The organism is Escherichia sp. E3659 (assembly GCF_005781135.1).
Taxonomy (GTDB): Bacteria; Pseudomonadota; Gammaproteobacteria; order Enterobacterales; family Enterobacteriaceae; genus Escherichia.
In genome coordinates, this window is the sequence record NZ_VATQ01000059.1 from 1 (window position 1) to 21,747 (window position 21,747).

At 52.1% G+C, this 21,747-nt stretch carries 20 protein-coding genes; 12 read left to right on the forward strand and 8 right to left on the reverse strand.

The window, feature by feature from the left end; all coding sequences use genetic code 11:
- Positions 1-172 precede the first annotated feature (172 nt).
- Positions 173-379: a YbfA family protein gene (locus FEK47_RS24105; protein WP_000424924.1), complete on the reverse strand. Its 207-nt coding sequence runs from the start codon at positions 377-379 to the stop codon at positions 173-175.
- A gap of 311 nt (positions 380-690) precedes the next feature.
- Here FEK47_RS24105 and kdpF point away from each other — a divergent pair, with 311 nt between their 5' ends.
- From kdpF to kdpE, 6 genes are read left to right on the forward strand one after another with little or no spacing between them, the layout of a single operon-like run.
- A complete protein-coding gene (kdpF, locus tag FEK47_RS24110; protein ID WP_001365534.1) occupies positions 691-780 on the forward strand; it encodes a K(+)-transporting ATPase subunit F in 90 nt (29 codons plus the stop codon).
- Positions 780-2,453 (forward strand): potassium-transporting ATPase subunit KdpA, encoded by a 1,674-nt coding sequence (gene kdpA / locus FEK47_RS24115; RefSeq protein WP_135486498.1) that lies wholly within the window; start codon positions 780-782, stop codon positions 2,451-2,453. The genes kdpF and kdpA overlap by 1 nt, the downstream gene beginning before the upstream one ends.
- A gap of 22 nt (positions 2,454-2,475) precedes the next feature.
- Positions 2,476-4,524, forward strand: a complete 2,049-nt coding sequence (gene kdpB, locus FEK47_RS24120) for a potassium-transporting ATPase subunit KdpB (RefSeq protein WP_135486499.1) — start codon at positions 2,476-2,478, stop codon at positions 4,522-4,524.
- Positions 4,525-4,532: 8 nt separating this feature from the next.
- A complete protein-coding gene (kdpC, locus tag FEK47_RS24125; RefSeq protein ID WP_135486500.1) occupies positions 4,533-5,105 on the forward strand; it encodes a K(+)-transporting ATPase subunit C in 573 nt (190 codons plus the stop codon).
- Entirely contained in the window at positions 5,098-7,782 is a 2,685-nt protein-coding gene (gene kdpD / locus FEK47_RS24130) for a two-component system sensor histidine kinase KdpD (protein ID WP_135486501.1), read from the forward strand. The genes kdpC and kdpD overlap by 8 nt, the downstream gene beginning before the upstream one ends.
- Positions 7,779-8,456 carry a two-component system response regulator KdpE gene (gene kdpE / locus FEK47_RS24135; protein ID WP_000186076.1) on the forward strand — a complete coding sequence of 226 codons (678 nt, stop codon included), beginning with the start codon at positions 7,779-7,781 and terminating at the stop codon, positions 8,454-8,456. Before kdpD ends, kdpE begins: the two co-directional genes overlap by 4 nt.
- 114 nt (positions 8,457-8,570) lie before the next feature.
- Here the strand turns inward: kdpE and FEK47_RS24140 are convergent, their stop codons facing one another.
- The 3 genes from FEK47_RS24140 to seqA all read right to left on the reverse strand — a co-directional run bounded on the left by FEK47_RS24140 (position 8,571) and on the right by seqA (position 11,462).
- On the reverse strand, positions 8,571-9,065 hold the full coding sequence (locus tag FEK47_RS24140) for a hypothetical protein (RefSeq protein WP_135486502.1): 495 nt from the start codon (positions 9,063-9,065) through the stop codon (positions 8,571-8,573).
- Between the two features lie 182 nt (positions 9,066-9,247).
- Positions 9,248-10,888, reverse strand: coding sequence for a phosphoglucomutase (alpha-D-glucose-1,6-bisphosphate-dependent) (pgm, locus tag FEK47_RS24145; protein WP_135486503.1), 1,641 nt, complete (start codon positions 10,886-10,888; stop codon positions 9,248-9,250).
- Positions 10,889-10,916: 28 nt separating this feature from the next.
- Entirely contained in the window at positions 10,917-11,462 is a 546-nt protein-coding gene (gene seqA, locus FEK47_RS24150) for a replication initiation negative regulator SeqA (RefSeq protein ID WP_024180018.1), read from the reverse strand.
- 184 nt (positions 11,463-11,646) lie between these two features.
- Between seqA and ybfF the strand changes: the two genes are divergently transcribed.
- The 5 genes from ybfF (at position 11,647) to fur (ending at position 14,249) form a co-directional block, all read left to right on the forward strand.
- On the forward strand, positions 11,647-12,411 hold the full coding sequence (gene ybfF / locus FEK47_RS24155) for an esterase (RefSeq protein ID WP_135486504.1): 765 nt from the start codon (positions 11,647-11,649) through the stop codon (positions 12,409-12,411).
- Positions 12,412-12,550: 139 nt separating this feature from the next.
- Entirely contained in the window at positions 12,551-12,844 is a 294-nt protein-coding gene (gene ybfE, locus FEK47_RS24160; RefSeq protein WP_064528940.1) for a LexA regulated protein, read from the forward strand.
- Between the two features lie 139 nt (positions 12,845-12,983).
- On the forward strand, positions 12,984-13,514 hold the full coding sequence (gene fldA / locus FEK47_RS24165) for a flavodoxin FldA (RefSeq protein ID WP_010346538.1): 531 nt from the start codon (positions 12,984-12,986) through the stop codon (positions 13,512-13,514).
- 209 nt (positions 13,515-13,723) lie between these two features.
- On the forward strand, positions 13,724-13,810 hold the full coding sequence (gene uof, locus FEK47_RS24170; protein WP_010380762.1) for a fur leader peptide: 87 nt from the start codon (positions 13,724-13,726) through the stop codon (positions 13,808-13,810).
- Positions 13,803-14,249 (forward strand): ferric iron uptake transcriptional regulator, encoded by a 447-nt coding sequence (fur, locus tag FEK47_RS24175; protein ID WP_000131706.1) that lies wholly within the window; start codon positions 13,803-13,805, stop codon positions 14,247-14,249. Before uof ends, fur begins: the two co-directional genes overlap by 8 nt.
- An 85-nt stretch (positions 14,250-14,334) precedes the next feature.
- On the opposite strand, the gene chiQ is transcribed toward fur, so the two are convergent.
- From chiQ to nagE, 4 genes are all read right to left on the reverse strand, one after another.
- Positions 14,335-14,661: a ChiQ/YbfN family lipoprotein gene (chiQ, locus tag FEK47_RS24180; RefSeq protein WP_000733594.1), complete on the reverse strand. Its 327-nt coding sequence runs from the start codon at positions 14,659-14,661 to the stop codon at positions 14,335-14,337.
- A gap of 49 nt (positions 14,662-14,710) precedes the next feature.
- A complete protein-coding gene (gene chiP / locus FEK47_RS24185; protein WP_130215036.1) occupies positions 14,711-16,117 on the reverse strand; it encodes a chitoporin in 1,407 nt (468 codons plus the stop codon).
- A 578-nt stretch (positions 16,118-16,695) separates the two neighbouring features.
- Positions 16,696-18,360, reverse strand: a complete 1,665-nt coding sequence (gene glnS, locus FEK47_RS24190; RefSeq protein ID WP_130215038.1) for a glutamine--tRNA ligase — start codon at positions 18,358-18,360, stop codon at positions 16,696-16,698.
- Between the two features lie 268 nt (positions 18,361-18,628).
- Entirely contained in the window at positions 18,629-20,575 is a 1,947-nt protein-coding gene (gene nagE / locus FEK47_RS24195) for a PTS N-acetyl glucosamine transporter subunit IIABC (protein ID WP_138183412.1), read from the reverse strand.
- Positions 20,576-20,908: 333 nt separating this feature from the next.
- Between nagE and nagB the strand changes: the two genes are divergently transcribed.
- Positions 20,909-21,709: a glucosamine-6-phosphate deaminase gene (gene nagB, locus FEK47_RS24200; protein ID WP_001237072.1), complete on the forward strand. Its 801-nt coding sequence runs from the start codon at positions 20,909-20,911 to the stop codon at positions 21,707-21,709.
- The last annotated feature ends 38 nt before the right edge of the window (positions 21,710-21,747 follow it).

A 21,747-nucleotide genomic window follows, 5' to 3' on the forward strand; every position in this document is an offset into this window, starting at 1 on the left:
AAGTGAGATATCCGTCAGATAGCAACTATTAGGAAAATATTTATATACATTTCATGAATATATATTTCGGTTGGTATAACGGTGGCTAAATATTCCTCTGAACATCTTCCTGATACAAAAAAAACCGCCAGCGTCTCCGCTGGCGGTTTACTTTGAACGTCATGTTTAGCAATCAGTAAAAATCACCAGTTGCCTTTTCGGCCTGATCCATCCACACCGGTTTATCGCTGGTTTTCGACCAGACGCGATGCAGGTAGCTGTAAAAGCGGGCGCGGTCTTTCCAGAAAAGCATGAAAGGCAGCGCCAGAACGCCCGCTGCAACCGCATAAGTACGGCGTAAAAAGATAAGCCATGCAGGATATTCTCTGTAGAGTTCCATACTTTTCTCCCCCTTTTGTATCTACCCAGTGAATGACACCGGAAAATGAATTTGTTTATCTGATGAAAATAGTACCGCCTTTTGTGTAATTTTACTACTCATCCGACCACTTATTTTTGCTTATTGATGGTTTATTTACATTCACCGTGTAATTAAGTTACACAAAAGTTAAATTAATACTAATCATTAGTTAAATTATGGCTTTTGCCATTTTTATACTTTTTTTACACCCTATCCGCAGATTTTTGCGAAATCTTTGCAGCCAGAACTCTACCCTTCCGGTATCACTTTTAGGCCACTGGAGGTGCACTGTGAGTGCAGGCGTGATAGCCGGCGTGTTGCTGGTGTTTTTATTACTGGGTTATCTGGTTTATGCCCTGATCAATGCGGAGGCGTTCTGATGGCTGCGCAAGGGTTCTTACTGATTGCCACGTTTTTACTGGTATTAATGGTGCTGGCGCGTCCTTTAGGCAGCGGGCTGGCGCGGCTGATTAATGATATTCCTCTTCCCGGTACAGCGGGTGTTGAACGCGTACTCTTTCGTGTACTTGGCGTCTCTGACCGTGAGATGAACTGGAAGCAGTATCTCTGTGCCATTCTCGGCCTGAACATGCTGGGACTGGTAGTGCTGTTTTTTATGTTGCTCGGTCAGCACTATCTGCCACTTAATCCACAGCAGCTGCCGGGGCTGTCGTGGGATCTGGCGCTGAATACCGCCGTCAGCTTTGTCACTAACACCAACTGGCAATCTTATAGCGGTGAAACCACGTTGAGCTATTTCAGCCAGATGGCGGGCTTAACGGTGCAAAACTTTCTTTCTGCCGCCAGCGGGATTGCGGTGATTTTTGCCCTCATCCGTGCATTTACCCGCCAGAGCATGAGCACACTCGGGAATGCCTGGGTCGATCTGCTACGCATCACGTTATGGGTGCTAGTCCCTGTGGCGTTGTTGATCGCGCTGTTTTTTATTCAACAAGGTGCGCTGCAAAACTTTCAGCCTTATCAGGCCGTAACGACCATTGAAGGAGCACAACAGCTGTTACCAATGGGTCCTGTAGCTTCTCAGGAAGCGATCAAGATGCTCGGTACTAACGGCGGTGGCTTCTTTAATGCCAACTCGTCGCATCCGTTTGAAAACCCAACCGCACTGACCAACTTCGTGCAGATGCTGGCGATCTTCTTGATCCCAACAGCGCTGTGCTTTGCCTTTGGCGAAGTGGCGGGCGATCGCCGTCAGGGGCGCATGTTGCTGTGGGCGATGTCGGTGATTTTTGTCATCTGCGTAGGCGTGGTGATGTGGGCAGAAGTTCAGGGTAATCCTCATCTGCTGGCACTGGGCGCGGACAGCAGCATCAATATGGAAGGTAAAGAGAGCCGTTTCGGCGTGCTGGTCAGTAGCCTGTTTGCGGTCGTGACTACGGCGGCTTCCTGCGGCGCGGTGATTGCGATGCATGATTCGTTTACCGCTCTCGGTGGCATGGTGCCGATGTGGCTGATGCAAATTGGTGAAGTGGTATTCGGTGGTGTCGGTTCTGGTCTTTACGGCATGATGCTGTTTGTCCTGCTGGCGGTGTTTATTGCCGGGCTGATGATTGGTCGTACACCGGAATATCTGGGTAAAAAAATCGACGTACGTGAGATGAAACTGACTGCACTGGCGATTCTGGTCACCCCGACGCTGGTGCTGATGGGCGCGGCGCTGGCAATGATGACCGACGCCGGACGTAGCGCCATGCTCAACCCTGGCCCGCATGGTTTTAGCGAAGTGCTGTACGCCGTGTCATCCGCCGCTAACAACAACGGCAGCGCCTTTGCCGGATTAAGCGCCAACTCTCCGTTCTGGAACTGTTTACTGGCGTTCTGCATGTTTGTCGGTCGCTTCGGGGTGATTATCCCGGTGATGGCAATTGCCGGTTCGCTGGTGAGTAAAAAGAGCCAACCCGCCAGCTCCGGCACGCTGCCAACGCACGGCCCGCTGTTTGTTGGCCTGTTAATCGGCACCGTGTTGCTGGTTGGCGCACTGACCTTTATCCCTGCCCTGGCGCTTGGTCCGGTGGCGGAATATCTCTCCTGATGATATTGAGTGAGCACTGAATATGAGTCGTAAACAACTGGCGCTATTCGAACCAACACTTGTCGTTCAGGCGCTGAAAGAAGCGGTGAAAAAATTAAACCCGCAGGCGCAATGGCGCAATCCGGTGATGTTTATCGTCTGGATCGGCAGTCTGCTGACCACCTGTATTAGCATCGCGATGGCAAGCGGTGCGATGCCTGGCAATGCGCTGTTTAGCGCGGCAATTAGCGGCTGGCTGTGGGTCACCGTACTGTTCGCTAATTTCGCCGAGGCGCTGGCAGAAGGCCGCAGTAAAGCGCAGGCCAACAGTCTGAAAGGGGTGAAAAAAACTGCCTTTGCCCGCAAGCTGCGCGAACCGAAATATGGCGCTGTGGCAGACAAAGTTCCTGCCGATCAACTGCGTAAAGGCGATATCGTACTGGTAGAAGCTGGCGATATTATCCCCTGCGATGGTGAAGTTATTGAAGGGGGTGCATCGGTCGATGAGAGCGCCATCACTGGGGAATCGGCACCGGTGATCCGTGAATCCGGCGGCGATTTTGCCTCCGTCACCGGCGGTACGCGTATTCTTTCTGACTGGCTGGTAATTGAGTGCAGCGTTAACCCCGGCGAGACGTTTCTGGATCGGATGATCGCGATGGTGGAAGGCGCACAGCGACGCAAAACGCCGAACGAGATTGCCCTGACCATCCTGCTGATTGCCCTGACTATCGTCTTTTTACTGGCAACCGCCACGCTGTGGCCGTTTTCCGCGTGGGGCGGTAATGCAGTCAGTGTAACGGTACTGGTGGCGCTGCTGGTCTGTCTGATCCCAACCACTATTGGCGGCTTGTTGTCAGCGATCGGCGTCGCCGGGATGAGTCGGATGCTGGGCGCAAATGTGATTGCCACCAGCGGGCGTGCAGTGGAAGCGGCAGGTGACGTTGACGTCCTGCTGCTGGATAAAACCGGCACCATCACGCTAGGTAACCGTCAGGCATCGGAGTTTATCCCCGCGCAGGGCGTAGAGGAAAAAACGCTGGCCGACGCCGCACAACTGGCTTCGCTGGCCGACGAAACGCCGGAAGGCCGCAGTATTGTGATCCACGCCAAGCAGCGTTTTAACCTGCGCGAGCGCGATGTGCAGTCGCTCCATGCCACCTTTGTACCGTTTACTGCGCAAAGTCGGATGAGCGGGATCAACATCGACAACCGCATGATCCGTAAAGGTTCTGTCGATGCCATTCGCCGCCATGTTGAGGCTAACGGTGGTCACTTCCCTGCCGATGTTGATCAAAAAGTCGATCAGGTTGCGCGTCAGGGGGCCACGCCGCTGGTGGTGGTGGAAGGTGCTCGTGTGCTGGGCGTTATTGCTCTGAAAGATGTCGTCAAAGGCGGTATTAAAGAGCGCTTCGCGCAACTGCGCCAAATGGGCATTAAAACGGTGATGATTACCGGCGATAACCGTCTGACTGCCGCCGCGATAGCTGCGGAAGCGGGCGTCGATGATTTCCTCGCCGAAGCGACACCGGAGGCCAAGCTGGCATTGATTCGTCAGTATCAGGCGGAAGGCCGTTTGGTGGCGATGACCGGCGACGGCACCAATGATGCTCCGGCGCTGGCGCAGGCAGATGTCGCGGTGGCGATGAACTCTGGTACTCAGGCGGCGAAAGAAGCGGGCAATATGGTGGATCTCGACTCTAACCCGACCAAGTTGATCGAGGTGGTGCACATTGGCAAACAGATGCTGATGACCCGTGGCTCGCTGACCACCTTCAGCATTGCCAACGATGTGGCGAAATACTTCGCCATTATTCCGGCGGCGTTCGCGGCAACGTATCCGCAGTTAAATGCGCTGAACATCATGCGCCTTCATTCGCCCGACTCCGCCATTCTCAGTGCGGTCACTTTCAACGCCTTGATTATCGTCTTTTTGATTCCTCTGGCGTTAAAAGGCGTGAGTTATAAACCGCTTACCGCTTCTGCCATGTTGCGCCGTAACTTATGGATTTACGGTCTGGGTGGGCTGCTGGTGCCGTTTATTGGTATCAAAGTCATTGATTTACTGCTGACCGTTTGCGGTCTGGTGTGAGGTTTACCATGCGTGGATTACGTCCGGCATTATCGACATTTATCTTTCTGTTATTGATTACTGGCGGCGTTTACCCGCTGCTGACCACCGTGCTGGGGCAATGGTGGTTTCCCTGGCAAGCCAACGGTTCGTTGATCCGTGAAGGTGATACGGTGCGCGGTTCGGCATTAATCGGGCAGAACTTTACCGGCAACGGCTATTTTCAGGGTCGTCCGTCGGCAACGGCAGAAATGCCCTATAATTCACAGGCTTCTGGCGGGAGCAATCTGGCAGTCAGTAACCCGGAGCTGGATAAACAGATAGCCACACGCGTTGCTGCATTACGGGCCGCTAACCCGGATGCCAGCGCGAGCGTTCCGGTTGAACTGGTGACGGCGTCGGCAAGCGGGCTGGACAATAACATCACCCCGCAAGCGGCGGCCTGGCAAATCCCACGCGTGGCGAAAGCGCGTAATCTCAGCGTTGAACAGCTCACGCAACTGATCGCAAAATACAGCCAACAACCGCTGGTGAAATATATCGGCCAGCCGGTCGTCAACATTGTCGAACTCAATCTGGCGCTGGATAAACTTGATGAATAACGACCCCTTACGTCCCGACCCCGATCGTCTGCTGGAACAAACTGCCGCGCCGCATCGGGGGAAGCTGAAAGTTTTCTTCGGTGCCTGCGCAGGCGTCGGGAAGACCTGGGCGATGCTGGCAGAAGCCCAGCGACTGCGGGCGCAAGGGCTGGATATTGTGGTTGGCGTGGTAGAAACCCACGGGCGGAAAGATACCGCCGCCATGCTGGAAGGGCTGGCTGTTCTGCCACCAAAACGCCAGGCGTACCGTGGGCGGCATATCAGCGAGTTTGATCTCGATGCCGCCCTCGCCCGCCGTCCGGCACTGATCTTAATGGACGAACTGGCGCACAGTAATGCGCCAGGTTCTCGTCATCCCAAACGCTGGCAGGATATTGAAGAGCTGCTGGAAGCTGGCATTGATGTTTTCACTACCGTCAACGTTCAGCATCTGGAAAGCCTGAATGATGTGGTTAGCGGCGTCACCGGAATTCAGGTACGGGAAACCGTGCCCGATCCTTTTTTCGATGCTGCCGACGACGTGGTGCTGGTGGACTTGCCCCCGGACGATCTGCGTCAACGGCTGAAAGAAGGCAAAGTCTATATTGCCGGGCAGGCGGAGCGCGCCATTGAACATTTTTTCCGCAAAGGCAATCTGATCGCCCTGCGCGAACTGGCGCTGCGCCGTACTGCCGATCGCGTAGATGAGCAAATGCGCGCCTGGCGGGGGCATCCTGGCGAAGAGAAAGTCTGGCACACGCGCGACGCGATCCTTTTATGCATCGGGCATAACACCGGTAGTGAGAAACTGGTCCGCGCGGCGGCGCGGCTGGCGTCACGGCTGGGTAGCGTCTGGCACGCGGTGTATGTTGAAACCCCTGCCTTGCACCGTTTACCGGAGAAAAAACGTCGGGCAATTCTCAGCGCCTTACGTCTGGCGCAGGAGCTGGGCGCGGAGACGGCAACACTTTCTGATCCAGCGGAAGAGAAAGCGGTAGTGCGTTATGCCCGTGAACATAATCTCGGCAAGATTATTCTCGGTCGCCCAGCCTCGCGCCGCTGGTGGCGTCGGGAAACGTTTGCTGACCGACTGGCGCGCATCGCCCCCGATCTCGATCAGGTGCTGGTCGCGCTTGATGAACCACCCGCCCGCACGATTAACAACGCGCCGGATAGCCGCTCTTTTAAAGACAAGTGGCGGGTACAGATTCAGGGATGCGTGGTTGCCGCCGCGTTATGCGCCGTTATCACCTTAATTGCCATGCAGTGGCTGATGGCGTTTGATGCCGCCAACCTGGTGATGCTGTATCTGCTTGGCGTGGTGGTGGTGGCGCTATTTTATGGACGCTGGCCTTCGGTGGTTGCCACCGTCATTAATGTGGTGAGTTTCGATCTCTTTTTTATCGCCCCACGCGGCACGCTCGCCGTCTCTGATGTGCAATATCTGCTGACCTTCGCAGTGATGTTAACCGTCGGGCTGGTGATCGGGAATCTTACTGCTGGCGTGCGTTATCAGGCGCGAGTAGCCCGTTACCGCGAGCAACGCACACGGCACTTATATGAAATGTCGAAAGCTCTGGCTGTGGGCCGCAGTCCGCAGGACATCGCCGCCACCAGCGAACAATTTATTGCCTCCACGTTTAATGCCCGCAGTCAGGTGTTGCTGCCCGATGACAACGGTAAATTGCAGCCGTTAACACATCCGCAAGGAATGACGCCGTGGGACGATGCCATCGCGCAGTGGAGTTTTGATAAGGGCCTACCTGCAGGCGCAGGTACTGACACGTTACCCGGTGTACCGTACCAGATTTTGCCGTTAAAAAGCGGCGAGAAAACCTACGGGCTGGTGGTGGTGGAACCGGGGAATCTGCGTCAGTTGATGATCCCGGAACAGCAGCGCCTGCTGGAGACGTTTACGCTGTTAGTCGCCAATGCGCTTGAGCGGCTGACGCTGACCGCCAGCGAAGAACAGGCGCGGATGGCAAGCGAACGTGAACAGATCCGTAACGCCCTGCTGGCGGCGCTTTCGCACGATTTACGCACTCCGCTCACGGTGTTGTTCGGTCAGGCTGAAATCTTAACGCTCGATCTGGCAAGCGAAGGATCGCCCCACGCCCGCCAGGCCAGCGAGATTCGTCAGCATGTGCTGAACACCACCCGACTGGTGAATAATCTACTGGATATGGCGCGAATTCAGTCCGGCGGCTTTAATTTGAAGAAAGAGTGGTTAACGCTGGAAGAAGTGGTCGGTAGCGCGCTGCAAATGCTGGAACCGGGTTTATCGTCGCCCATCAATCTTTCTCTGCCAGAACCGCTGACCTTAATCCACGTTGACGGGCCACTCTTTGAACGGGTGCTGATTAATCTGCTGGAGAACGCGGTGAAATATGCGGGTGCGCAGGCCGAAATTGGTATCGATGCCCACGTTGAGGGCGAAAATCTACAACTGGATGTCTGGGATAACGGCCCCGGTCTTCCGCAAGGCCTGGAGCAGACGATTTTCGATAAGTTTGCTCGCGGGAATAAAGAGTCGGCGGTGCTAGGTGTAGGGCTTGGGCTGGCAATTTGTCGGGCGATTGTGGATGTACACGGCGGCACCATTACCGCGTTCAACCGACCGGAAGGTGGTGCCTGTTTTCGTGTTACACTTCCCCAGCAAACTGCCCCTGAACTTGAAGAATTTCATGAGGATATGTGACAAACGTTCTGATTGTTGAAGATGAACAGGCTATTCGTCGCTTTCTGCGCACGGCGCTGGAAGGCGACGGTATGCGCGTCTTTGAGGCCGAAACGCTGCAACGCGGCTTGCTGGAAGCGGCAACCCGTAAGCCAGATTTGATTATTCTCGATCTCGGCCTGCCCGATGGCGATGGGATTGAGTTTATCCGCGACCTGCGCCAGTGGAGCGCGGTGCCGGTGATTGTGCTTTCCGCACGTAGCGAAGAGAGCGACAAAATCGCCGCGCTGGATGCCGGAGCGGATGATTATCTGAGTAAGCCGTTTGGCATTGGCGAATTGCAGGCCCGCCTGCGTGTCGCGTTACGCCGCCACTCTGCCACCACGGCGCCCGATCCGCTGGTGAAATTTTCCGATGTTACCGTCGATTTAGCCGCCCGGGTGATCCATCGGGGCGAGGAAGAGGTGCATCTCACGCCGATTGAGTTCCGTCTGCTGGCCGTGCTGCTCAACAATGCCGGAAAAGTGCTCACCCAGCGCCAGTTACTCAACCAGGTATGGGGACCAAACGCGGTCGAACACAGCCACTATTTGCGTATTTATATGGGACATCTGCGACAAAAACTGGAACAGGATCCCGCTCGCCCCCGCCATTTCATTACTGAAACCGGTATTGGGTATCGGTTTATGCTTTAGGCGGTTGAATTACCGGATGCGGCGTAAACGCTTTATATGGCCTACGTAATGCTCCCGTAGGCATGATAAAACGCGCTAGCGTCGCATCAGGCATTGGCACTCATATCGAAATGTTTAATGCGTATTTATCGCTTTCAACTCTTGCTGGCATTTTTCTGACTGACAGCGTCGCAACTCAATAATCCCGACGTGCATCATCGAACCAAAAAATCCGCTTTCGCTGACATAATCCTCATTAACCATCGGTCGAGTGCCGGGCTTACCCTGGCAAATCCCCATAAAAAATGAGGTGTAGCACTGCCAGCCGCGATTTAAACCGGTCTTTTCTTGTGGTGACATATCATGAAGATAAGTCACTTCTTTTTCATTCCCGCCTGACAACTGCCAACGTCGGGTATTATCAGGTAAGTTATCGCCACGGCAATTTGTCTTACACTGGGAAGGCGCAATATTCACCGCAATGCTACCCGTTAATCCTCTGTTTTTATCTTTAGGGGTCAGTAACCAGTCACCAGCCAATGATGATTGTTCAGGTTGGGCGCATGCAGTTAGCAGTAATGTGGCGGCAATGAATGCCACTCTGACGACCAGACTCCTTTTGGTCTTCATTTGGAATTCCCTTGAGCTATTCAGTTTGTTGGCAAAGTGCGCTTTGGCCATGCCGGATGCTACAAAATCGCGCAAATTCAATATATTGCATCATCCTCGTAGGCCTGATAAGCGTAGCGCATCAGGCAGTCATAAGTAAAAAAGGGCGATCTTCCGACCGCCCTTTTTCTTATTTTCCGTGATTACGCGTTTTTCAGAACTTCGCTAACAATCTCAACCGCTTCTTTCTCAATCTGCTTACGATGTTCTTCACCAAGGAAGCTTTCGCAGTAGATCTTATATGCGTCTTCGGTGCCTGACGGACGCGCGGCGAACCAGCCGTTGTCAGTCATCACTTTCAGCCCGCCGATAGAAGCACCGTTGCCAGGCGCTGCGGTCAGGCGCGCGGTGATCGGGTCACCTGCCAGGGTGCTGGCGCTCACCATTTCAGGAGACAGCTTAGACAGCGCCGCTTTTTGTGCGGAAGTCGCTGCTGCCTGCAAACGGTTATAGCTCGGCGCACCAAAGCGTTTTGCCAGTTCGTTGTAGTGTTCCTGCGGGTTCTTACCGGTGACAGCGGTGATTTCCGCCGCCAGCAGACACATAATGATGCCGTCTTTATCGGTCGACCACGGCGTGCCGTCGAAACGCAGGAAGGAAGCGCCTGCGCTCTCTTCGCCGCCAAAGCCGAAGCTGCCGTCGAACAAACCATCAACAAACCATTTGAAACCTACCGGTACTTCTACCAGCTTACGGCCCAGGTCATTGACCACACGGTCGATCATCGCAGATGAAACCAGCGTTTTACCGACGGCAACATCTTTGCCCCACTGCGGACGATGCTGGAACAGGTAGTTGATCGCCACCGCCAGGTAGTGGTTCGGGTTCATCAAACCAGCCGGAGTCACGATACCGTGACGGTCATAATCCGGGTCGTTGGCAAACGCCAGATCAAACTTATCACGCAGCGCCAGCAGGCCCGCCATCGCACACTCTGAGGAACAGTCCATACGGATTGCGCCGTCTTTATCGAGGTGCATAAAGCGGAAGGTTTGATCGACCTGATCGTTAACAATGGTCAGGTTGAGGTTGTAATACTCGCCAATGCGCTTCCAGTATTCGATACCGGAACCGCCCAACGGATCAACACCCAGCGTCAGGCCAGCTTTCTGAATCGCTGCCATATCAACGATATCGGCCAGACCTTCTACGAACGGTTGCACCAGATCTTGCTCTTTCACATGACCAGATGCCATCGCTTCGTCGAGGGAGATACGCTTCACGCCTTTCAGGGCATCGGCCATCAGTGCGTTGGCTCTGTCTTCCACCACTTTAGTGACGTTGGTATCTGCCGGGCCACCATTTGGTGGGTTGTACTTGATACCACCGTCTTCCGGCGGGTTATGGGACGGCGTAATCACGATACCATCTGCCAGCGGTCCACCTTTTTTATTGTGAACCAGAATGGCATTAGAGACGGCAGGTGTCGGAGTGAAGCCATTGTTTTCCTGCACAATAACGTCTACCCCGTTCGCTGCCAGCACTTCCAGTACAGAAATAAACGCAGGTTCGGACAGGGCGTGAGTATCTTTACCCACATAGCAAGGGCCAGTGATGCCGTTTTTCGCCCGTTCTTCGGCAATCGCCTGAGCAATAGCCAGAATGTGCGGCTCGTTAAAGCTATGGCGCGCTGCACTGCCACGGTGACCGGAAGTACCGAATTTCACCGCGTGCTCCGCATTCCCTGCTTCTGGTTTCAGTACATAATATTGCGCCGTCAGTTGGGCGACGTTTATCAAATCACTCTGCTGTGCAGGTTGGCCTGCACGATTGTGGATTGCCATTGCTTTGTCCTTTATCTGCAACGTTGTTTTAAATTGTCCCGCAAACCTTTTCAATCAATTCCGCCGGGAATTGCATCGACTGCATGATGTGTTCAATCATGCTGCATTTACGGCCAGTGTTAGTGTTGGTGATCACCCAATACGGCGTGCCTGGCACATGCTTCGGCTTGGTCTGATTACCATTTTTCAGCAGCGTCTGTTCATCTGCTGCAAAGTAAACGCGCGTGCGGCCGTGCAACGATTCCGTTGCCTCGGCAAACGCCTGGGCGTCAAGAGAATATAGTGTAGACAACAGCAGCATAAAGCGATTGACCGCTCGCTTTTGCTCTGCGTATTCATCGGAAAGCAAAAGTTCACGCATCGCGCGCACTTTGTCTTTCACCGTTTTGATCGGCTTCGCTTCGACGATAGCAGGCGACGCAATGCGAACCTCTTTCGTCACCGGAGCAGCAGGCTGTGATGCGGCGGAAAATTTCAACATACGCCGTAAAATGTCGGATGCGCTCTCGCCGATATGCTTAGTGTGGCTGGCAATATAGCTGTAGAGTTCATCATCAACTTCAATCGTTTTCATCTTAATCCAGTGCGGTGTCTTAGCTGAATACAAGTCGCCAGGAGTATATGAATAAATCCCGGCAGCGGATAGCGTCAAGCCTGGCTTGCAGAAAAAATCGGATTAAACCTTATCTGTTGCAGCCCTGTGGCACAATGGTCAACATAATACCCTAACCCAACTACTCGAAAAAAAGAACTTTGCCATGAAATTGAATATCCGCGCGCAATCTGCACAAAATCAGCATAATAATTCTCCCATCGTCCTCGTCCACGGGTTGTTTGGTAGCCTTGACAACCTCGGCGTGCTGGCGCGCGACCTGGTAAACGATCACAATATCATCCAGGTTGATATGCGTAACCACGGACTTTCGCCACGAGATCCTCATATGAATTACTCGGCGATGGCCCAGGATCTTGTTGATACTCTGGATGCGCTGCAGATCGATAAGGCGACATTTATTGGTCACTCAATGGGTGGTAAAGCTGTGATGGCACTGACCGCGTTGGCGCCCGATCGCATCGAGAAACTGGTAGCGATCGATATCGCGCCGGTGGATTATCACGTACGCCGTCATGATGAAATTTTCGCAGCTATCAACGCGGTCAGTGGATCCGACGCGCAAACGCGCCAACAGGCCGCTGTAGTGATGCGCCAATATATTAATGAAGAGGGCGTGATTCAATTCCTGCTGAAATCTTTTGTTGACGGTGAGTGGCGTTTTAACGTGCCAGTCTTATGGGATCAGTATCCACATATTGTTGGCTGGGAGAAGATTCCGGCATGGAACCACCCTGCTCTGTTTATTCCTGGCGGCAATTCCCCGTATGTTACTGAACAGTATCGTGATGATTTGCTGGCGCAATTCCCACAAGCACGGGCGCATGTCATTGCAGGCGCGGGTCATTGGGTACACGCAGAAAAACCCGAGGCTGTGCTGCGGGCTATCCGTCGCTATCTTAATGATTAACGCAACTGATTAAAAACCCAGCGTCCGCGCGGCATTCCGCGCGTGGGCGTTGGCGAGATTCCTCACGCTGTTGTATTATGGCGGGCTATCCATCCGGGCAGGCGCCTGGCTGATTGTTTCCCCCGAAGTCACCAAGATCATGGCCAAAGAACAAACGGACCGTACGACATTAGATCTGTTCGCGCACGAGCGTCGACCGGGACGACCGAAAACCAATCCGCTTTCGCGCGATGAACAGCTGCGTATTAATAAACGCAACCAGCTAAAACGCGACAAAGTACGTGGCCTTAAGCGTGTCGAACTGAAGCTGAACGCGGAAGCTGTCGAGGCGCTGAACGAGCTGGCGGAGTCGCGCAATATGAGCCGTAGCGAACTGATCGAAGAGATATTGATGCAGCAACTGGCGGCGCTGCGTAATCAGGGCATCGTTTAAATATCCACTTTCGTGTAGCACAGTGTGCAGTCCTGCTCGTTTGCTGATTCCGCAAGACTGCCTGTTCTGCTATGATTGCCTTTATCCGTGGGCAATTTGCCACCCCCATTTCAATAAGTTTCAAGAGGTTATTTCACTCATGGCTATCACTGGCATCTTTTTCGGCAGCGACACCGGTAATACCGAAAATATCGCAAAAATGATTCAAAAACAGCTTGGTAAAGACGTTGCCGATGTCCATGACATTGCAAAAAGCAGCAAAGAAGATCTGGAAGCTTATGACATTCTTCTGCTGGGCATCCCAACCTGGTACTATGGCGAAGCACAGTGTGACTGGGACGACTTCTTCCCGACTCTCGAAGAGATTGATTTCAATGGTAAACTGGTTGCGCTGTTTGGCTGTGGCGACCAGGAAGATTACGCAGAATATTTCTGCGACGCCTTAGGCACTATTCGTGACATCATTGAACCGCGCGGTGCGACCATTGTTGGCCACTGGCCAACTGCGGGCTATCATTTCGAAGCATCAAAAGGTCTGGCGGATGATGACCACTTTGTCGGCCTGGCTATCGACGAAGACCGTCAGCCAGAACTGACCGCCGAACGTGTAGAAAAATGGGTAAAACAAATTTCTGAAGAACTGCATCTCGACGAAATTATCAATGCCTGATGTACTGCGGCGTAGACTCATATCTACGCCGTATTAATAGATAATGCCAATCAAAATAATTGCTACAAATTTGTAACTTTTGCCGTAGTACCTGTACAATGTTCCAGTATTGAAGTGGCCTTACCGATGTAAATGTAAGCTAAGCCACGTTTTTATTAACAATATTTGCCAGGGACTTGTAGTTTTCATTTAGGCATGGCAAATCTATAATGATACGCATTATCTCAAGAGCAAATTCTGTCACTTCTTTTAATGAAGTGAACCGCTTAGTAACAGGACAGATTCCGCATGACTGATAACAATACCGCCCTAAAGAAAGCTGGCCTGAAAGTAACGCTTCCTCGCTTAAAAATCCTGGAAGTTCTTCAGGAGCCGGACAACCATCACGTCAGTGCGGAAGATTTATACAAACGTCTGATCGATATGGGTGAAGAAATTGGTCTGGCTACGGTATATCGCGTACTGAACCAGTTTGACGACGCCGGTATCGTCACCCGCCACAATTTTGAAGGCGGTAAATCCGTATTTGAACTGACTCAACAACATCACCACGATCACCTGATCTGCCTCGACTGTGGCAAGGTTATCGAGTTTAGTGATGAATCTATCGAAGCGCGTCAGCGTGAAATTGCCGCGAAGCATGGCATTCGCCTGACTAACCATAGTCTCTATCTTTACGGTCACTGTGCCGAAGGCGATTGCCGCGAAGATGAGCACGCGCACGAAGGCAAATAAGTCAGCCTGAATGAGAAAAAGCCAACCTACGGGTTGGCTTTTTTTATACAAGGGAAATAAGAAAAGCGAGAGTTACAGCCCTCACTTATTTGTTATTACTGCGAATTTCCTGCCAGACCTTATCACAATCGGCTTTCACTGCCTGATCATTACCGGTTTGCGTTGCCTGGATGCACTGCTGATAATCCAGCACGCGGACACTTTCCTGCTCAGCAAATTGCTGATGTTGTTTCTCTTTCTTCAGCACGTTTAACACGCTCTGACAGGCTTCAATTTTTTCCGGCGAGCCTTGCGCCGTATTAATACAGGCGCTGTACGCCTCTTTCAGGCGGCTGTCTTCCTGTGGCGCGGTTGATTGCGCACAAGCCACCAGCCCCGATGCCATCATGGCGATGAGAATCAGTTTTTTCATAGCAAATTCCTCAAATGTGCGGCAGGCACAAAACCTGCCGCGTCGGGCATCAGAAGATGGTGAATGGTGCGATTACCATGAATTTCACGTCGCGCTCATCCTGGAAGATGTTACCGTAACCGCCGCCCCAGCTTGGGATGTCGGAGTGGTTGTCGTATTCGGTAAAGTGCAGTTTGAACATCGTGCCCTTGGCACGACCGTCCTGAATGGTGTAGACCGCATCCAGGCTGTATGCAGACTCTTCAATAGTCCGGTTCTTGTCGTAGTACGCATCCGGATTGCTCTGCCAGGTCGCAGGTTTAGCATCCCATGCGTAAACGTAGGAGGCGCCGATGGCGAAGCCTGGAAGATTCCAGTTTTTCAGGTCATACATCGCGCCGAAGAAGACTGCTTTTTCGCCGTTGGCGTTAAAGTCAGAACGGTTATCCCACCAGATATCCAGGCGACCGTTCGAGGAAGCGTAGGTTGGAGTCATACGTTGCAGGAAGTATCCCTGCTGACCGTCAGCTTTAACCCAGGTGCCTTCCAGACGCAAATCCACTACGTCAGCCGCCCGGTAACCAAAGGTCAGCGCCTGCAGCCAGGCGGTGCCATCATAAAGATCGTTGACGCTACGATCGTCAACTTTATCGCGCGTACCGTAGAACTGGTAGCTGGCGGTTAGCGGGCTACCGGCGATATCAAATTTATAGCTGGCTTTGGCAAAGTACTGATCGATATACCCTTCCGCCTGACCAAACGCCGCTTCCAGCACGAAGTTATTTTTGAAGTCGTATTTCGCACCGATGGAGTGCAGATAATCAACTTTGGTGGTTTTATCATTCTGATAAAACTCATCCATTTCCAGATGCCACGGCGCTTTGTATTCGTTGGTCCACATGTAGGAGAAACTCAACGCACCAGCATCGCCGTAATCAAAATTCGCCCCGGCTTCCGCACCCTGATAAGTACCCGGCATAAAGCTCCAGTGCGGCGCTAACAGCGTTTGACCAGTTGGCTGAATGTAACCTGCCCTCGCCCACACCGGACCGTATTTAAATTTGGCCGCTGCTTTATACAGGCTTATACCACTTTTATCGCCGGACCAGTCTTCGTCATAGGCTTTATTACTTTTTGAAAACGCGATTTCGTTCGGGTGAGAGCTGTCGCCGTTTTCCGCCATTTCAATCGCCGTAAACGCAGCAATATCAAGGCCGAACATATCAGCAGCATAACCGGACTGAAAATCGAGGTTGGCATTCCAGGTGGAGTGAGAAAGGTTGGTTTTGTATTTGTCGCCGTCGGTAACATCTTTACGGTCACGTTCACGCTGCCAGTAATAGATACCGCCGGTTAAGGTTGAATCGTCGATGAATCCTTCGGCGCGAGCCTCCGGCATTGCCACCAGGCCCGACATTGCTGTAACACCGGCGATAGCCAGCGCCAGCGTACTACGTTTGCCACTAAACGTACGCATGGGTTAATCCTCTTTGACGTATAAATTGCTGCACCACAGGTGAACAGCGAAAAAAATAAAAATTAAAAAAGTAGCGTTGAGAAAAGTCTCGCTGACTACAGGAATAGACTATTTTTCGCGACGCGAATTATCAATCTCTTTCTGTAACGAGAATGTAAGAACATGAGCAACCGCACATATTTTGATGATTTTTGTTACAAGGTTTAAATTTGTAGTAGAAAGGCTTGTAGAAGAATAAAAGCGTGAATTTCCAGCAAGATGAAAGCGGTTACATTTTATTTAATTATGATTTGTAATTTTAAATTTGTTTTATAAATAAATTACAAAGCGGAATTAATTCGCGAAGAAAAGCAGAAAAAACGCCGCTGAACGCGGCGTTTTGGATTGTTTGCATGTTTCTTGCCGGATGCGACGTGAACACCTTATCCGGCCTACAAAAGCACGCAAATTCAATATATTGCAGAGATCATGTAGGCCTGATAAGCGTAGCGCATCAGGCAGTTTAGCGTTTGAAACTGTTTGTCTGTTCCTTGCCGGATGCGGCGTAAACGCCCCATCCGGCATAGCGAAACTTAAAATTACTCGCCTACTTTCGCCCAGGTATCACGCAGCCCAACGGTGCGGTTAAATACCGGTTTTTCCGCTGTGGAATGGCGGCTGTCGAGGCAGAAGTAGCCTTCACGCTCAAACTGGAATGCTTTACCTGCCACCGCATCTTTCAGAGACGGTTCAGCAAAGCCCTGTTTGATGACCAGAGAATCCTGGTTAATCACCGACAGGAAATCATCCGCAGCGCCTGGATTCGGCACACTGAACAGACGATCGTACAGGCGGATTTCAACCGGCAGCGCATGTGCCGCACTTACCCAGTGAATAACGCCTTTGACTTTACGACCATCAGCCGGATCTTTGCTTAAGGTATCGGCGTCATAAGTACAGAAGATGGTGGTGATATTGCCTTCGGCATCTTTCTCCACGCGTTCCGCTTTAATCACGTAAGCATTACGTAGACGCACTTCTTTACCCAGCACCAGACGCTTGTACTGCTTGTTAGCTTCTTCGCGGAAATCGGCGCGATCGATCCAAATCTCACCGCTAAACGGCACCTGACGGCTGCCCATTTCCGGTTTATTCGGATGGTTCGGCATGGTGACCATTTCGCCTTCGCCCTGATAGTTTTCGATAACCAGTTTCACCGGATCGATAACTGCCATTGCACGCGGCGCGTTCTCGTTGAGGTCTTCACGAATGCAGGATTCCAGCGATGCCATCTCAATGGTGTTGTCCTGCTTGGTCACGCCAATGCGTTTGCAGAACTCACGAATAGAAGCCGCAGTGTAACCACGACGACGCAGACCGGAAATGGTCGGCATACGCGGATCATCCCAACCTTCTACGTGCTTGTCGGTGACCAGTTGGTTCAGCTTACGCTTGGACATCACGGTGTATTCCAGATTCAGGCGCGAGAATTCGTACTGGCGCGGATGAACAGGAATGGTGATGTTGTCCAGTACCCAGTCGTACAGACGGCGGTTGTCCTGGAACTCCAGCGTACACAGAGAGTGCGTAATGCCTTCCAGCGCATCGCTGATGCAATGGGTGAAATCGTACATCGGGTAGATGCACCACTTGTTGCCGGTCTGGTGGTGTTCAGCAAATTTAATGCGGTACAGCACCGGATCGCGCATCACGATAAACGGCGAAGCCATGTCGATTTTCGCGCGCAGGCAGGCTTTACCTTCTTCAAAACCGCCGGTACGCATTTTCTCGAACAGCGCCAGGTTCTCTTCAACGCTGCGGTCGCGGTACGGGCTGTTTTTACCCGGCTGCGTCAGGGTGCCGCGGTATTCGCGGATCTGTTCCGGCGTCAACTCATCGACATACGCCAGGCCTTTATTGATCAGTTCAACAGCATAGGCGTGGAGCTGATCAAAATAATCGGAGGAGTAACGGACGTTACCAGACCAGTGAAAACCTAACCACTCAACGTCGTTTTTGATCGAATCGACATACTCGATATCTTCTTTTACCGGGTTAGTGTCGTCGAAACGCAGGTTACACTGGCCTTTATAGTCCTGGGCGATCCCGAAGTTCAGGCAGATAGATTTCGCATGGCCAATATGCAGATAGCCATTCGGCTCCGGCGGGAAACGGGTGTGTACTGTGGTGTGCTTACCACTGGCCAGATCTTCATCGATGATCTGACGAATAAAGTTAGTCGGGCGGGCTTCTGCCTCACTCATCGTGGATTCCTCAAAGCGTAAACAACGTATAACGGCGTATGATCTTATAAGCGGGACAGGCTGACAACTGTTAGTTAGAGAAAATCGAAAAATCTAACAAAGATTATGGGGATAGTTGATGAAAAAAAAAGCGGCAGAGAAGATCTCCACCGCTTTTGCCAGTCCTGCGTCATTGTTGGATGCGAGGCTTATGCGTCTTATCCAACCTGGACTGAGCTTTTGTAGGCCTGATAAGACGCGTCAAGCGTTGCATCAGGCATAAAGCAGATTACTTTTTGATTTCATACAGCGGTGTTTGACCCGCCACAACATGGCCCTGAGCTTTAATGATCAAGCCGCTGAAATCGTCGATATTGCTGCAAACCACCGGGCTAATCATCGAGCGGGCGTTAGCGTTCAGGTAATCCAGATCCATTTCCAGAATCGGTTGCCCTGCGCTTACCTGCGCGCCCTCTTCCACCAGACGTTTAAAGCCTTTACCTTCCAGCGCTACGGTGTCGATACCCATGTGGACGACGATCTCTGCGCCTTTTTCAGTTTCAAGGCAGAACGCGTGGTTGGTGTTGAAGATTTTCACGATGGTTCCCGCCGCTGGTGATACAACGATTTTATCCGTCGGTTTCACCGCCACACCGTCGCCCACGGCTTTGCTGGCGAACGCTTCGTCTGGCACCTGATCCAGTGCGACAACATCACCGGTAATTGGCGATACCAGCTCAGCGATAGACACTGCGTTTGGTACAGACTGCGGTTTCGCTACCGGAGCGACAGTTGCCGGAGCAGCTTCAGCAGAAGCAGCCGCTACCGGGCCACGAGCAACGACTTTCTTCATCGCATCGCCGATGGATTCTGCTTTCGCGCCGACAATTACCTGGATGGTCTGTTTGTTCAGTTTCACCACACCAGAGGCACCCAGGCGTTTACACATCGCATCGTTGACACGTGCTGAGTCAGCCACAGTCAAGCGCAGACGAGTAATACAGGCGTCAATCGCTTTTAGATTGTCACTACCACCAACTGCCGCAATGTAGTTGGTTGCCAGTTGAGTTAAGCCTTCTTCGGTATTGCTGTTCGCTTCTTCAGTAACGATCTCGTCATCTTTATCTTCACGACCTGGCGTTTTCAGGTTGAACATACGGATAACCGCACTGAACACCACAAAGTAGATAGCGAAGAAAACAACGCCCATCACCAGCAGCATCCAGACGTTCTGGCTGGCTGCTGGCAGGTTGTACATCAACGCGTAGTCGATAGCGCCCGCAGAGAAGGAGAAGCCCGCGTGGATCCCCAGTAACGTTGCCACAAACAGACTGATACCCGTCAGCAGTGCGTGCAGGAGGTACAGCAGCGGAGCAAGGAACATAAACAGGAATTCCAGCGGCTCAGTCACACCGGTCAGGAACGCGGTGATAGCAACAGAAAGCAGCATCCCGCCAACCATCGGGCGACGCTCTTTCGGTGCTGCGAAGTACATCGCCAGCGCCGCACCTGGCAGACCGAACATCATGATCGGGAAGAAGCCAGACATGAACATCCCCGCAGTGCCGTCGCCCGCATAGAAGCGGTTGATGTCACCGTGGAAAACCGTACCCGCAGAGTTGGTGAATTCACCAATCTGGAACCAGGCGATGGTATTCAGTACCTGATGCAGACCGGTTGGGATCAGCAGACGGTTGATGAAACCAAAGATACCGGAACCCAGCGCGCCCGCAGAAACGATCCACTCGCCGCCTGCATGGATAGCGTGCTGTACCGGCGGCCAGACGTAACCAAAAATGGCTGCCAGCACCAGGCAGAAGAAGCCAGTGGCGATCGGCACAAAACGTTTGCCGCCGAAGAAGCTCAGGAAGTCCGGCAGTTTAATATCAGACCAACGGTTATAGGCTGCACCACCGACCAGACCGGTAATGATACCTGCCAGAACCCCCATGTTAATTTCTGGGTTGATGGTCACCATCGCTTTAGTTAACACAAAGTAACCAACCGCACCCGCCAACGCAGCTGCACCTGCACTGTCTTTGGACCAGCTGGAGGCCACGCCGATCGCAAAGATCAACGCCAGGTTATCAAAAATCGCGCCGCCTGCCTGGGCAATAAACGCAACATTAAGTAAATCTGGCTGGCCGAATCGCAGCAACAGTGCCGCCACCGGCAGCACCGCGATAGGGAGCTGTAACGCCCTACCGAGTCGCTGGAAAAAACCTAAAATATTCATCTTATTCCCCCTACGAGAACCTTATTTGGCTCGTTTAAAGCCGTATTTTTATTTTGCAGCAAATTATGCTGCCGATGTTCTGTAATCAAGTTGTTAGATCATCTGCTACAGAGTGTGTGAAAATTTAATTCGTACCGCAAATTAAACGCGCGTCTTTTGTGAGTTTTGTCACCAAATATCGTTATCATTACTCCCTTTTACTGGCTAAACCAGAAAACTTATTTTATCATTCAAAAAATCAGGTCGGATTGACGCCTGTCTGCGCAAATCCAGGTTACGCTTAAAGATGCCTAATCCGCCAACGGCTTACTTTTTACTTACTTGAGGTGAATAATGAGACTGATCCCCCTGACTACCGCTGAACAGGTCGGCAAATGGGCTGCTCGCCATATCGTTAATCGTATTAATGCGTTCAAACCGACAGCCGATCGTCCGTTTGTGCTTGGCCTGCCGACTGGCGGCACGCCGATGACCACCTATAAAGCGTTAGTCGAAATGCATAAAGCAGGCCAGGTCAGCTTTAAGCACGTTGTCACCTTCAACATGGACGAATATGTCGGTCTGCCGAAGGAGCATCCGGAAAGCTACTACAGTTTTATGCACCGTAACTTCTTCGATCACGTTGATATTCCAGCAGAAAATATCAACCTTCTCAACGGCAATGCCCCGGATATCGACGCCGAATGCCGCCAGTATGAAGAAAAAATTCGCTCTTACGGTAAAATCCATCTGTTTATGGGCGGTGTAGGTAACGACGGACACATTGCATTTAACGAACCAGCCTCTTCTCTTGCCTCTCGCACCCGTATCAAAACCCTGACACATGACACTCGCGTCGCAAACTCTCGTTTCTTTGATAACGATGTTAATCAGGTGCCAAAATATGCGCTGACCGTAGGTGTGGGTACACTGCTGGATGCCGAAGAAGTGATGATTCTGGTGCTGGGCAGCCAGAAAGCACTGGCACTGCAGGCTGCAGTTGAAGGTTGCGTTAATCACATGTGGACCATCAGCTGTCTGCAACTGCATCCGAAAGCGATCATGGTGTGCGATGAGCCTTCCACCATGGAGCTAAAGGTTAAGACTTTAAGATATTTCAACGAATTAGAAGCAGAAAATATCAAAGGTCTGTAATTGTTATCCCTGCCCTGACGCCTTGCTCAGGGCATTAT

What these genes read in the sequence shown, in the direction of transcription:
- FEK47_RS24140 (WP_135486502.1), bottom strand. Translation starts at nt 9,065, where the DNA reads ATGAAGACCAAAAGGAGTCTGGTCGTCAGAGTGGCATTCATTGCCGCC.
- ybfE (WP_064528940.1), top strand. Translation starts at nt 12,551, where the DNA reads ATGGCCAAAGAACAAACGGACCGTACGACATTAGATCTGTTCGCGCAC.
- kdpB (WP_135486499.1), top strand. Translation starts at nt 2,476, where the DNA reads ATGAGTCGTAAACAACTGGCGCTATTCGAACCAACACTTGTCGTTCAG.
- nagB (WP_001237072.1), top strand. Translation starts at nt 20,909, where the DNA reads ATGAGACTGATCCCCCTGACTACCGCTGAACAGGTCGGCAAATGGGCT.
- fur (WP_000131706.1), top strand. Translation starts at nt 13,803, where the DNA reads ATGACTGATAACAATACCGCCCTAAAGAAAGCTGGCCTGAAAGTAACG.
- uof (WP_010380762.1), top strand. Translation starts at nt 13,724, where the DNA reads ATGATACGCATTATCTCAAGAGCAAATTCTGTCACTTCTTTTAATGAA.
- FEK47_RS24105 (WP_000424924.1), bottom strand. Translation starts at nt 379, where the DNA reads ATGGAACTCTACAGAGAATATCCTGCATGGCTTATCTTTTTACGCCGT.
- kdpD (WP_135486501.1), top strand. Translation starts at nt 5,098, where the DNA reads ATGAATAACGACCCCTTACGTCCCGACCCCGATCGTCTGCTGGAACAA.
- chiP (WP_130215036.1), bottom strand. Translation starts at nt 16,117, where the DNA reads ATGCGTACGTTTAGTGGCAAACGTAGTACGCTGGCGCTGGCTATCGCC.
- ybfF (WP_135486504.1), top strand. Translation starts at nt 11,647, where the DNA reads ATGAAATTGAATATCCGCGCGCAATCTGCACAAAATCAGCATAATAAT.
- kdpC (WP_135486500.1), top strand. Translation starts at nt 4,533, where the DNA reads ATGCGTGGATTACGTCCGGCATTATCGACATTTATCTTTCTGTTATTG.
- glnS (WP_130215038.1), bottom strand. Translation starts at nt 18,360, where the DNA reads ATGAGTGAGGCAGAAGCCCGCCCGACTAACTTTATTCGTCAGATCATC.
- nagE (WP_138183412.1), bottom strand. Translation starts at nt 20,575, where the DNA reads ATGAATATTTTAGGTTTTTTCCAGCGACTCGGTAGGGCGTTACAGCTC.
- pgm (WP_135486503.1), bottom strand. Translation starts at nt 10,888, where the DNA reads ATGGCAATCCACAATCGTGCAGGCCAACCTGCACAGCAGAGTGATTTG.
- kdpA (WP_135486498.1), top strand. Translation starts at nt 780, where the DNA reads ATGGCTGCGCAAGGGTTCTTACTGATTGCCACGTTTTTACTGGTATTA.
- seqA (WP_024180018.1), bottom strand. Translation starts at nt 11,462, where the DNA reads ATGAAAACGATTGAAGTTGATGATGAACTCTACAGCTATATTGCCAGC.
- chiQ (WP_000733594.1), bottom strand. Translation starts at nt 14,661, where the DNA reads ATGAAAAAACTGATTCTCATCGCCATGATGGCATCGGGGCTGGTGGCT.
- fldA (WP_010346538.1), top strand. Translation starts at nt 12,984, where the DNA reads ATGGCTATCACTGGCATCTTTTTCGGCAGCGACACCGGTAATACCGAA.